This is a genomic window from Kitasatospora sp. NPDC004289 (assembly GCF_053602875.1).
In genome coordinates, this window is sequence record NZ_JBSGEL010000031.1 from 85,085 (window position 1) to 96,989 (window position 11,905).

At 74.4% G+C, this 11,905-nt stretch carries 13 protein-coding genes; 1 reads left to right on the forward strand and 12 read right to left on the reverse strand.

Annotated features, from left to right (window positions below; genetic code table 11):
- The first annotated feature begins 42 nt into the window (after positions 1-42).
- Entirely contained in the window at positions 43-1,032 is a 990-nt protein-coding gene (dapD, locus tag ACWEPF_RS21845; protein ID WP_452173827.1) for a 2,3,4,5-tetrahydropyridine-2,6-dicarboxylate N-succinyltransferase, read from the forward strand.
- 287 nt (positions 1,033-1,319) lie between these two features.
- On the opposite strand, the gene ACWEPF_RS21850 is transcribed toward dapD, so the two are convergent.
- From ACWEPF_RS21850 to ACWEPF_RS21905, 12 genes are all read right to left on the reverse strand, one after another.
- The gene (locus tag ACWEPF_RS21850) at positions 1,320-2,357 is read right to left on the reverse strand and encodes a DUF6099 family protein (protein WP_452173828.1); all 1,038 of its coding nucleotides are present in this window, start codon (positions 2,355-2,357) and stop codon (positions 1,320-1,322) included.
- A gap of 202 nt (positions 2,358-2,559) precedes the next feature.
- Complete coding sequence (locus tag ACWEPF_RS21855; RefSeq protein WP_345290890.1) at positions 2,560-2,883, reverse strand: nucleotide pyrophosphohydrolase; 324 nt, start codon at positions 2,881-2,883, stop codon at positions 2,560-2,562.
- A 10-nt stretch (positions 2,884-2,893) separates the two neighbouring features.
- Positions 2,894-4,177, reverse strand: a complete 1,284-nt coding sequence (locus tag ACWEPF_RS21860) for an AAA family ATPase (protein WP_452173829.1) — start codon at positions 4,175-4,177, stop codon at positions 2,894-2,896.
- A 187-nt stretch (positions 4,178-4,364) separates the two neighbouring features.
- Positions 4,365-5,192, reverse strand: coding sequence for a putative RNA methyltransferase (locus tag ACWEPF_RS21865; protein ID WP_452173830.1), 828 nt, complete (start codon positions 5,190-5,192; stop codon positions 4,365-4,367).
- A 50-nt stretch (positions 5,193-5,242) separates the two neighbouring features.
- Positions 5,243-5,671, reverse strand: a complete 429-nt coding sequence (locus tag ACWEPF_RS21870) for a fic family toxin-antitoxin system, toxin component (RefSeq protein WP_345290887.1) — start codon at positions 5,669-5,671, stop codon at positions 5,243-5,245.
- Complete coding sequence (locus tag ACWEPF_RS21875) at positions 5,668-5,901, reverse strand: toxin-antitoxin system HicB family antitoxin (RefSeq protein WP_345290886.1); 234 nt, start codon at positions 5,899-5,901, stop codon at positions 5,668-5,670. The genes ACWEPF_RS21870 and ACWEPF_RS21875 overlap by 4 nt, the downstream gene beginning before the upstream one ends.
- Positions 5,902-6,010: 109 nt before the next feature.
- Positions 6,011-6,523: a hypothetical protein gene (locus ACWEPF_RS21880; RefSeq protein WP_452173831.1), complete on the reverse strand. Its 513-nt coding sequence runs from the start codon at positions 6,521-6,523 to the stop codon at positions 6,011-6,013.
- A 21-nt stretch (positions 6,524-6,544) separates the two neighbouring features.
- A complete protein-coding gene (locus tag ACWEPF_RS21885) occupies positions 6,545-7,690 on the reverse strand; it encodes a hypothetical protein (protein ID WP_452173832.1) in 1,146 nt (381 codons plus the stop codon).
- Positions 7,691-7,739: 49 nt separating this feature from the next.
- Positions 7,740-7,973 (reverse strand): hypothetical protein, encoded by a 234-nt coding sequence (locus ACWEPF_RS21890; protein ID WP_452173833.1) that lies wholly within the window; start codon positions 7,971-7,973, stop codon positions 7,740-7,742.
- Positions 7,970-9,895 carry a peroxidase family protein gene (locus ACWEPF_RS21895; RefSeq protein ID WP_452173834.1) on the reverse strand — a complete coding sequence of 642 codons (1,926 nt, stop codon included), beginning with the start codon at positions 9,893-9,895 and terminating at the stop codon, positions 7,970-7,972. The genes ACWEPF_RS21890 and ACWEPF_RS21895 overlap by 4 nt, the downstream gene beginning before the upstream one ends.
- A 9-nt stretch (positions 9,896-9,904) precedes the next feature.
- Positions 9,905-11,248, reverse strand: a complete 1,344-nt coding sequence (locus ACWEPF_RS21900) for a hypothetical protein (RefSeq protein WP_452173835.1) — start codon at positions 11,246-11,248, stop codon at positions 9,905-9,907.
- 204 nt (positions 11,249-11,452) lie between these two features.
- A partial coding sequence (locus ACWEPF_RS21905) for a cytochrome P450 (protein ID WP_452173836.1) occupies positions 11,453-11,905 on the reverse strand: 453 nt, incomplete at its 5' end.

Sequence of the window (11,905 nt, forward strand, 5' to 3'; positions counted from 1 at the left end):
CGTGTTCGTCAGGGCGGGGGGCGATTCGTTAACGTGCTCGATGTGACTGCTGAAACCTCCACCCTCGCAAGCGGTGCCCTCGCCGTCGGTCTGGCGACCGTCGCCGAGGACGGCACCATCCTCGACACCTGGTACCCGGCCCCGGAGCTGGCCGACGCCCCCGGCCCGTCCGGGACCGTCCGGCTGACCGCCGAGGAGGCCGACACCGCCCTCGGCCAGGGCGCGGCCGAGGCGCTGCGCACCGACGCCCGCCGCGGCGTCGAGGTGATCGCGGTGCGCACCACCATCTCCTCGCTGGACGAGAAGCCGGTGGACGCGCACGACGCGTACCTGCGCCTGCACCTGCTGAGCCACCGTCTGGTCAAGCCGCACGGCCAGAACCTGGACGGCATCTTCGGCCTGCTGGCCAACGTCGCCTGGACCAGCATCGGCCCGGTGCCGGTGGACCTGGTCGAGCGCGCCCGGCTCGCCGTCCGCGCGCAGGGCGGGCAGCTGGCCGTGTACGGGATCGACAAGTTCCCCCGGATGACCGACTACGTGGCGCCGAGCGGCGTCCGGATCGCCCACGCGGACCGTGTCCGCCTCGGCGCGCACCTGGCCGTCGGCACCACCGTGATGCACGAGGGCTTCGTCAACTTCAACGCCGGCACCCTGGGCACCTCGATGGTGGAGGGCCGGATCAGCGCGGGCGTCGTGGTCGGCGACCACAGCGACATCGGCGGCGGCGCCTCGATCATGGGCACCCTGTCGGGCGGCGGCAAGCAGGTCGTCTCGGTCGGCGAGCGCTGCCTGCTCGGCGCCAACGCCGGCATCGGCATCTCGCTGGGCAGCGACTGCGTGGTGGAGGCCGGTCTGTACGTGACCGCCGGCACCCGCGTCACCACCCCGGACGGCAAGGTCGCCAAGGCGGTCGAGCTCTCCGGCCAGGACAACCTGCTGTTCCGTCGCAACTCGCAGACCGGTGCGGTCGAGGTGATCGCGCGGTCCGGCTCGTGGGGCGGCCTCAACGCCGAGCTGCACGCGCACAACTGACCTCCGGTCAGGATCGGCCGCCGACGGGCGCGGCACCGGGACTCCCGGTGCCGCGCCCGCGTCGTCCCCGAGCGCGTCGTTCCCGACCTCGCCGTCCCCGACCCCGGCAGCCGGCCCCCGGTAGCCGAGCGGCGGGCCCGGCCGCAAACCGGGATCACCCCTGGGGCTGACCGCGGGCGGGTGTTGGACCTCTACGAGTGGTCTGCGGTGACCGGGCTCCGGCCGGGTTCGTTGGACCCGCGGGGCCGCTTGCCCGAGCGGTGGCCCCGCCACCGACATCCGTCGGGTCACACCGCACTACCGAGCTGAAGGGGTCCGCTCATGTCCGAGCCCTGGTCCGAGGCACCCACCGCACCACAGCAGACCACGCCCGCCCCGGCCGCAGCGCCGATGAGCCTGCTGGAGCAGATGCAGCGGCTGCTGGCCGACCTGAACGCCGACCTCGCCGGACTGGACGCCGATCTGCAGTCCTCCGCCGACCGCGCCGAGGCCCGCCGCCGACCGGACGACCTCTCGACGGACGCCGCCGCCCGGGGCTGACCGTCGCGCGCCGCGACCGGCGGCCCCAGCGGTACGACCAAGGTCGGCACCCCCTGGCTCCCCGTCGGTCCGGCCCCGCCGTCCCCCGCCGGACCACCGATCGCGCGCACCGGGCCGGGCTCCGACTCCGACACCAGCTCCGACGCCAGCTCCGGCTCCGACGCCGCCCCTGGCTCCGGCACCTCCCCCGGGGACACCGCGCCCGTGGCCACCGCGTCCACCGGACCGGCCGCACCCACCCCCACCGGGCCCGAGGACTCCGGCATCCGGCGACGGACCGCCCGGAGCAGCTCGGCCACCGTGTCCTTGCACTCGGCCCCGGCGTCCACCCCGTCGATGCAGCGCCAGTAGAGGCCCTCCTCGTCCGCCCCGCAGGCCAGCACCACCAGCGCCTCGGCCATCTCGTGGAGCAGCAGCGCCAGCTCGGTGAGCACCGGCCCCGCCTCGCCCAGTTCGTCCAGCCGGGAGGCCCGCCCGTTCCCTCCCCAGTCCGCCCGGTGCCACTCCTGGTCCCCGCCCGACTGGTCCCCTCCCGAACGGTCCCCGCCGGCCCGGGCACCGCCCTCGGCCGGCCCCGGCAGCTCCAGGCAGCCGACCGCGTGCGCGCCGGCATCGCAGAGCAGCTGCCCGAGCGGGGCCAGCTCGCCGTCCCCCTGGCCGGCGATGCCGGCCCCGACCGCCTCGGTGAGCAGGGCCGCCTGCCAGGCCTCCGCCAGCACGTCCGGCACGCTCCTGGCCTCCGCCAGGGCGTGCCGAGTGGTCTTGATCAATCGCAGCGCGTCCATCCCGGCCGCTCCCCTCGCTCACGTGGGACCGCACCGCCGTGGCTGACGGTGCGTCACGCGGCAAGACTGCGACGGGCGGCGGCCACACGGCCGGAAGTCGCCCGGCCCTGTGGACAACCGCCCCCTGTGGACAACGCGTGTCACCCGCACGAGCGACCACGAGCGTCCACGGGCGACCACGGGCGGCCTCGGGCCCCCGCGCTCAGACCGGGAAGCGGACCTCGTTGCGCTCGATCTTCGCCGCGAGCGCGGCCGCCGGATCCACGCCGACGGCGCTGCAGAACTGGAGCAGGTAGGCGAGCACATCGGCCACCTCGTCCCGGACCCGGTGCGCGCGCTCCGGCTCGGCCATCACCGTCTCGGCCTGTTCGGGCGTCAACCACTGGAAGATCTCCAGCAGTTCGCCCGCCTCCACGGTGAGCGCGGCGGCCAGGTTCTTCGGGGTGTGGAAGGGCCCCCAGCCCCGCGCCGCCGCGAAGTCGGCGAGCCGCTGCTGGAGCTCGTCCAGGGTGTTGTCGGTCGTCATGCGAACAGGTCTACCCCATCGCCGCCGCGTCGGCGCCGCCGCGGGCCGACTGCGCGGGCACCCGGGCCGCCTCCGGCCGGAGCACGCTGTGTCCGCTGGCCGGATCCCGCCGGCACTCGACGAGCGACACCTCCTCGCCCGCCTCCCGGGCCGGGCCCGGGTCCTGCACCGCGGCGAGCAGCCTGACGTCCTCCTTGGCACACACCTCCTTGGCCAGCCGCAGCAGCGCGACCACCTGCTCGGGCGCCAGACCCGCCGACAGGTCCTCCGCCAGCACGGTGAGCTGACGGTGCGCCGACGGCACCTCGCCCGCCGGGTCCACGTCCAGCACTCCGGCGCCGGTGAGCAGCACGGCGGCGAAGGCCAGCAGCCGCAGCATGCCGTCGGAGGCCTGGTCGGCGCTGGTCCGGCCGAGCACCCCCTCGTCGAAGACGGCCATCAGCTCCTCCCGGGAGTCCGGGCCGCGGCGGCTGACGTCCAGGCCCAGCAGCGGGTGCGGGGCGGCCTGCTGGACGGCCTTCAGCAGCCGCCCGTACCGGCGGGTGCACTCCTGCCGGATCCGCGCCAGGACGGCGGAGACGTTGGCGGCCGTGCCGAGCAGCCGTGCCTCGGGCTCGTACCCGGACCAGTCCCGCATCAGCGCGGGCACCGGGTGCATCGGGAACACCTCGCGCAGGGCGGTGAGCAGCTGCTCCGCGGCGGCCAGCACCCTGCGCTCGCCGGCCGAGGACCCGGCCACCCGGAGCGGGATCTGAGCGGTGATCAGGCTCTCGCTGGGGAACGGCGCCCGGATGTCGCCCTGCCGGGTGTCGTTGTGCCAGGTGACGTTGACCTTGCCGTGCGCCACGTCCTGCTCCCCGGTCTCCACCAGGGTCCGCCCCGCGCAGGTCAGCCACTCCCGGGCGACCCGGACCGGCCCGTCGGTGCGGACCACCAGCTCCAGGCGGATCGGGCCGTCGGCGGAGCGGACGGTGCAGCCCAGGATGATCGCGTTCCGGCCGTGCGGGACGCAGCCCAGCATGCCGCCCCTGATCGGCAGCGCGAGCGGGCCGGAGGCGCAGCCGGTGCCGTCCAACGAGGGGCCGATCGGTTCGCCGAGGGCGAGCCGGGAGAGGGCGGCCAGCGCGTCCAGCGCGTTCGACTTGCCGACCCCGGACGGCCCGTGCAGCACCGTCAGCGGGGCGAGCGGCAGGGTGGTGCGGCGGTACGACTTGAAGGAGGTGAGGCGCAGCTCCTCCACCGTGGGGCGGAGCACGGGGCGGACGGCGGGTGTCGGGAGAACGTCGCTGGTCACCCGGGGGACGTTAGCCGTCGGCCGGCGCACAGAAACGTGCCTGCTCCGGAGGTTCATCCCAACGGGTCCGCCGCGCGGGACGGGCGTCGGTCCGTGATATGCGCAGGCCGGAGGGGGTGCCGACGGTGCCGACGTGACAGCGGTGACAGCGGTGACGGGCCGTCAGGAGCGGAAGCGGCGGAAGCCGTCAGCGGTAGGTGGTGAGCAGCACCGAGCCGGTCACCTCGACCGGGTCCGGCAGCCCGGCCAGGGCGGCGGCGAGCTCCTCCCGGTCGGTGTGCCAGGCGTTCGGGCCCATCGCCACCACGGCCTCCGCCTCCGCCCGCCCGAGCCGGAGGGTGAACTCGACCTCGGTGCGGTCGGTGCGGGTGAACCAGGGGCTGAGCTTCTCCTCGGTGCGGCGTTCCTTCTCCTCGTCCACCGAGAGGAGGCCCAACGCGGCCACCAGCTCCCCGAGGTGACGGGAGGTCGGGGTGACCAGCAGCAGCCGGCCGCCGGGCCGGAGCACCCGGCGCATCTCGGGGCCGTTGCGCGGCGCGAAGACGTTGAGCAGCAGCTCGGCGGACCGGTCCTGGAGCGGAAGGGGGCGCCAGGCATCGCAGACCAGCGCGCCGATCCGCGGGTGCGCCTTGGCCGCGCGCCGCAGGGCGTACTTGGAGATGTCGAGCGCCGCGCCCACCCCGCCGGCCCGTTCCAGCACGTGCGCCAGGTAGTGCCCGGTGCCCGCGCCGAGGTCGGCGATCAGGCCGTCGACCGGCCCCTCCCCGGCGGCGGCCACCGCCAGCGCGTCCGCGATCGGCCGGTAGTGCCCGGCCGACAGGAACCCGCTCCGGGCGGCGACCATCTCGGCGGTGTCGCCCGTGCCGGTGTGCGCGTCACCGGCCAGCAGGCTGACGTAGCCCTGCTTGGCCTGGTCGAAGCCGTGCCCCGACGCACAGCGCAGGGTCCGCCCGTCCAGGGCGAGCGGCCGGGCGCAGTGCGGGCAGGCCAGGTACTGCTCGATGTCCTGCAGCAACGTCGGTGGTCCTCGCCGGTCCGGGGGTGGGCCACCAGCTTACTGAGGGCTCAGTCGGCTTCGCCCTCGCCGTCGTCGTCGCCGCTGACCTCTTCGTCCTCGGGGTCCTCGACGATCCAGCCGGCCAGCCGCTCGGAGACGCCGCTGACGCTCAGCTTGCCCTCCCGGATCGCCCGGGCCAGGCTGCGCACCTCGCGCGCGGTGGTGGCCACGTTGCAGCCGCTGGCCACCAGGTAGGAGTACGCGACGGCGGTCGCGAACAGTTCGTTGGTCCGCTCCAGCGCGGGGACGCGGATCAGCTGGTGCATCAGGGCCGCGGCGCGGTCCTGCGGTTCGGGGTAGACGGTGATGTCGAATATCTCGGCCTGGTGCCGGGCGACGGCGGCGAGCAGGGATCCGTAGTCGGTCACCTGGGGGTCGCCCGGGGTGTACTGCTCGGCGGTCATGAGCAGCCAGGACAGGTCTACCTCAAGTTTCAACGGCGCACGTCCTGGAGCTCGGAGCCGGCGAACTCGGCGAGGAAGGCGCTCTCGTACTCCTTCATGAACTGGGCCGCGGTGTCGACGAACAGCCGACCGGCCTCGCCCATGTCCTGGCGCACGAGCCGTTCGATGTACTGGTTCATGCTGATCCCCTGCTGCTCGGCCCGCTCGCGGGCGATCTCGGCGGTCGTGGCATCCACCCTGACGTTCAGCTGCTTCTTGGTCATGCTTCACGCTAGCGCCGATGTGCTAGCACAACAAGGGCGCATTCCGGCCGCCTCACTCCTGTACCCGCGCGCGGGGCGCTTACCCCCTCCGACGGACCGGCCGCTCCGCTCAGGGCATCGGCAGGTCGTGTCCGCCGACCCGGCAGCACCACACCGCCCGACCGTCCGTCAGTCCCGGGTGCAGGCCCGCCCCGTGGTCCCGGCAGACCGGCCAGACCCTCAGGTGGACGTGGGCGACGAAGGTCTGGACGGCGTCCGCGACGGTTACCTTCGCCTCCTCCAGGCCCAGCGCGCGGACCTGCTCGCCGAACAGGCCGACCGAGCCGATCGGGTCGAAGTCGCACTCCGCCTCGACCTCCGGCCGCAGGTCGTCGAGCGGGAGCCCGAGGTCCCGCTCGGCCGCCGCGCGCAGTGCCGCCAGGGCGGTTTCGGCCAGCGCGGCGCGGCGCTCCAGCATCAGCTCGGGCAGGTACGGCGGCGCGACCTCACCGTGCGCGTCCCGGACGGCGCGCAGCCAGGCCAGCGCGTCGTCGGACAGCCAGGCCGGGTCCAGGTCCAGCTCCGGTTCCCCGGCGAGCACGGCCAGCCAGGTGTGGAAGGGGTCGTTCCCGCTCGTCGTCACGCCGGGCAACGCTAACGGGGGTCAGTGCGGGTCGCCCTCGATTTTCCCGGCCAGGGCCCGGGCAGTGGGCGGGAGTTCGCGCCACTGCCGGGTGAGCAGGACGAGCGCGAGGGCCAGGTAGACGTAGCTGAGGACCAGCCGGTCGTTCTCGCCGGGGAGGACGAACTGCACCACGAACAGCGCGAAGAGCAGGCCCGCCTTCCACGGCAGGAAGCGCAGGTCCAGCAGCAGGACGACGGCCAGCACGGTCTGGGCCGCCGTCAGCAGCACCTCGTCCACCTGACGCTCCACCAGCGGGAGCGCCCAGCTGCCGCCGCCCGCCGCGTAGGCGAGCGGGAGGCAGGCGATCAGCAGGGTCCACTGGTTGACCTTGCTGGAGAGCAGGGCGCCGAGCCCGTCGTCGCCGCGCAGCCGCCAGGCGAAGACCACCGCGACGATCAGCTCGGGGGCCTCCGAGGCCAGCGGGGCCAGCCACTGCACCAGCAGGAAGCGGTCGATGCCGAGCGAGGCGCCGGCGTCGACCAGCGAGGTGGCGAAGGGCTCGGCGCAGGCGAAGACCACGGCGGCCGCGACCGCGAACACCAGCACCGTGGTGGGACGCCTGCGCCGGGCCGGGAGGGCGGCCAACCGGGCCGGGACGCCGATCAGTTCCTCCTCGTCCGTCTCGCTGCAGCGGCCGATCCGGTAGAGGTAGCAGGCGTACCAGACGATCAGCACGACGCCGACCAGCCAGGAGATCTCCCTGGTCAGCGGCATCAGGAAGGCGAAGACGGCGGCCGCACCGAGGAACGCGACGTCGATCCGGCGGTGTTCGCGCAGGCTCACGCCGGGGCGCACGCCCGCCCGCCGGGCCGCGAAGTACGCGGCGAGCGCCACCATCGGCCACCCCACGCCGACCAGCAGCCGGTTCGCGCCGGTCATGTTGGCTGCGGCGTAGGCGGCGTACTCCGGCTTGGAGCCCGCCGTGTACGCGAACCAGAGGTCCACGGCGTACTCGGGCAGGACAGCGATGAACGCCAGCAGCGCCAGCGCCAGCGGCCCCGCGATGTCGGCCCGGGCGGTCTCGGCCGCCCACATCAGCAGCAGCGCGGCCGAGAGCACCCCGAGCCCGAACAGCACCATCCCGGGCACCGGATCCAGGTGCACCCCGGCCAGCCGCAGCACCACCGCGGGGGCGGCCCCGAGGACAACGGCACCACGGGCGGCGGCTCGCCGGTCACCGTTCCATCCGCCCCGCGGACCGGGCCAGACCGTCGGCCGCCGCGCCGCAGCGAGCGGCCAGTTCGGTGATCCGCTCCCGGAACGCCTCCGCCTGCGGGCCCTCCCAGCCCAGTGCGGCGACGGCCTTCAGCAGCCGCTCCTCGTGCTCGCGCAGGGTGGTGGCGTGCAGGCGCAGCCCGGCGACCGGCGCGGACGGCTGCGGACGGCGGGCGGCGGGGAACTCGGTCACGGTCGGCTCCAGGGGGCGAAGGCGTTGGTCACGCCGTCGAGGGCGTCGGCGAGTTCGGGGTGGTGCCGGAGCAGGACCGTCACCATGGTGCTGCGGTCGATCCAGCGCAGGCCCTCGGGGGTGTAGACCTCGGGGCGGTAGTCGGTGGTGAAGAAGCGGTCGCTCTTCAGCCGCCGGCTGGCCATCAGCACGAAGATCCGGAACAGCGAGTCGCTGAAGCCGAATCCGGCCGGGCGCGGCTCGGCGAGGTTCCCGACCAGGGTGTCCACCAGGTCCAGCCGGCCCTGGTACACCTCCTCCAGCAGCTTGCTGTCGGCCTGGTGACCGCCCGTCAGCTCCTCGAAGGAGGTGACGGGGCGCTTGCGCAGCATCTGCCGGTAGGCGTTGTAGCGCGGGATGCCGCGCTCGCGGTCGCGCAGCACGTCCACCGTCCCGAGGTCCAGGTGCTCCCCGGTGAGCCGGGCGAGGTCGCGCAGCCCGTCGGGGTGGTTGTGGAGCACCAGGGCGCCGGGGTGGGCCGTGCCGAAGGAGTAGAAGAGGTCGCTCATCCCGTACTGGTCCACCGAGCTGCGGGTGGTGGCGCCCTGCATGTCGTCGAGGCCGATGCGGTGCCGGACGCCGCCGCCGCGGTGGTCGCGGACGGTCAGCTCGTCGGGGATCAGCGGGTGCAGCCGGTAGGCCGAGACGAACTCCTCGGTCATCGAGAACGGCGCCGCGTGGTGCTCGGTCGGCGAGCCGAGGATGCCGCTGAGCATCTCCCCCTTGCCGATCCGGCCGAACCGCCGGCTCACCCAACGGGGCAGCACGCCGTACCAGTTGGCGTTCATCGCCCGGTGCAGCACCGGGGTGTCGAGGATGCCCGGGGTCCACTCCACCGTGTGGATCTTCGCCATCAGCGCGGTGTTCACCAAGCGGGCGGTGTGGAACAGGCGTTCGTCGTCCCAGGCCGGATGGTGCGCGCGCAGGTGGTCGCAGATCGCGTTGTGCTCCTTGGCGAACAGGGTGTGCAGCAGCGACAGTCCGGCCCAGTAGTCGCCGTTCATCCCGGTGGCGTCCAGGCAGCCCATCCCTGGCCGCGGGTCGACCGGCAGCCGGCCCCCGGGAAGCGCCATCCGGCCGTCCTCACCGGTGCGCAGCGAGCGGCAGGTGGCCTCGTCGGAGCCGTAGACCTGCGAGCCGTCCCACCAGTGGGTGAGGGTGTTCTCGTAGGTGGGCGGCGCGCCGGGCGTGGTGTGCGCCAGCGGGTCCGGGCGGGTGCGCTTGACCCGCATCGGGCAGGCGGCCCAGTCGTCGTCGTCCGCCAGCGGGACGGTGAACGGCTCGGCCTCCGCGTTGTCGCCGTGGTTCGCCCAGCCGTGGTTCTCGAACTGGATCCAGGCGGCCGCCAGCAGGTTGAGGCTGCGGGCCGGGACGAAGGAGCGGCGGGCCAGCAGCTGCCGGCTGACCTCCCGTGGGCTGGGGGTCATCAACTCCCGCTCGCTGCCCGGGTGGCAGAGCTCCAGCGGGGCGTTGCGGTCGAGCCGGGTGCCGGCCCGTCCCATGTCCTCGTCGTACGGGTCGTAGCCGGAGCCGTCGTAGGAGCGGTACGGCGCCAGGGTCGCGCTCGGGCGGCGCGGCCGCTCGCCGCCCGCGCCGTAGGTGTCGTGCAGGTTGTGCCGGCGCAGCTCGTCGCGGATCACCTTGAGGTTCAACAGGCCGATGGGGGTCGGCAGTTGATGCCACTCCCGACTCCGGTTGACCCGGGCGAAGACCGCCGATCCCAGGCGCTCCAGGGCGCCGGGCGGGCCGTAGGCCGGGCCTGCGGCCGAGGGTGCCCGCGGCGCGGGCGGCGGCGCGGTCGGCGGCACGGTCGGCGGCACCTGGCGGGCCGCGGGGAGGACGGCAGCGGCGGGCTCGCTGCGGGGCGTACTGGTCTCGGTCATCGCGGTCCCTCAGCGGTCGTAGAGCGAGAAGAGGCGGTTGCCGGTCACCCGGCCCCGGTACGGCGCCAGTTCGGCGTCCACGTGGGCGGCGGCCTCCGTGGCCTCGAACTCCAGGTTGTGCGCGTAGCGCTCGGCGGCGTGGCAGAGCGGGAAGGCCCGGGTGTCGTCGACCCAGGTGTACTCGGTGAACCCGGCCGGCAGCGCGTACGGCGACAGGGCCGAACGGCCTTCCAGGCTGGGCACGATGTCGTGCTCGTTGACCAGCGAGAAGACCTTGGTCCTGGGGTCGGCCGGGCGCTTGGCGTCGATCGGGGAGCCGATCGCCACCACGTGGGTGACGGTGTAGACGGCGGTCAGGTCCCGGTTCCCGGCCAGGTTCATCGCGGTGACGCCGCCCTGGCTGTGGCCGACCAGGGCGAGTTCGGCGCCGGACGGGATGAACGAGCGCAGCGCCTTCGCCACCGCCCGCGCGTACGGCGAGTCGGGGCGGCCCACGGCGTTGAAGGCACCCACCAGGTCCTGCGGGCTGTCGGCGTTGAAGCTCCGTGCCATGCCCGCGAGTTGGACCACGTAGCGGAGCACCCCGTCCGGCCCGGTCACCTGCTGCACCAGCAGGGTGCCGCCGGTGCCGATCAGGTCGATGTTGCGCACGTAGCCGGTGATGGTGCCGGTGGTGTCCAGGCCGGCGGCCAGCGCGGCGTCCGGCACCAGCGGCTCGGCCCGGCCGGGCCCCCGGTCGAAGAACTCCCAGAAGCCGGCGCCGAGTCCGAGCAGCGGTTCGGCGGTCATCGCCTTCCCGGTCGCGACCTGCCAGCCGGCCCCGTCGTTGAGCGGGTTCTCGTCGGTGAGCGCGTTCCAGGCCAGGATGTCGGCGAAGGAGGGCGCCAGCATCGCGAAGGCGTGCTCGGCGCCGTCGCTCTCCAGCAGGGACCTGAAGATCCGGACGGCGTCGCGCTGCCGGTCCTGCTCGATCGCGGCCAGGATGCGGCTGGTGGACGGGTTCTCCAGCAGCTCCGGGTGGGTGACGGCGGCCGCCCGGATCCGCGCCTTCAGCCCGGCCACCGCCAGACTGACCGCCAGGCTCTCCCGGCTGGTGAACACGCCGGCCAACCAGGCCGCCCGCGGCAGCGGGCCGCGCCCGCGCGGCGCCCAGCCGAGGCCGGCCGGATCGGTGAGGGTCCGCAGCAGACCGCGCCAGGCACCCCGGCGCACGGCCTCCGGCGCACGGGCGCCCAGCGTCAGCTCGGAGACGTACGCGGCGGCCTCGCCCACCGCCTCGGCGGCCTCGGCGAGTTCGCGGCACAGGTGGTGCAGGGTGGCGACGTCCGGCTCGGTGGCCAGCGTGTGGGGCATGGGGATCGGATCCTCCCGACAAGGGACAGGGACGGTGCGCGGGGGACGTGAGTGGCTACACCGGGGGCGCGGGGAACTGCGCGCGGGGGAACGGCAGCACCGGCAACTGACTGACGGCGGTTCAGTTGCCGGTGAGCCGCCTTCCGACCCGCGCAGTTCCTCGCGCCCCCGGTGGCGAAGCCACGTGCGCCCACGGGATCACCACTAGCGCGGGACGAGGCCGAGCCGGAGGGTGGTGAGGTCGACCGAGCCGGGCAGGGGGCGGTGGGCGTCGAGGAGGGGGCGGCGGGCGGTGACGCGGTGGCCGCGCAGGACCTCGGCGACCAGGGCGGTGAGCACCAGCAGCCCCAGGTCCGCCCCCGGGCAGCGCCCCCCGCCGTGGCTGAACGGGGCCATCACCGGGTCGAGTTCGGCCCCGGGCACCAGCCACCGCGCCGGGACGAACAGGTCCGCCCCCCGCACCTGCTCCGGGTCGCGCTGGTGGAAGGCCGCGGGCAGCAGCAGCGTCGTCCCGGCCGGGTGCCTGACGCCCCGCCAGGTGGTCTCGGCCCGCGTCACCCGCACCAGGTCCGGCACCAGCGGGAACAGCCGCAACGCCTCCCGCACGCAGGCCCGCACCCGCGGCAGCCCGGCCCCGGCCGGGCCCCCGGCCGGGCC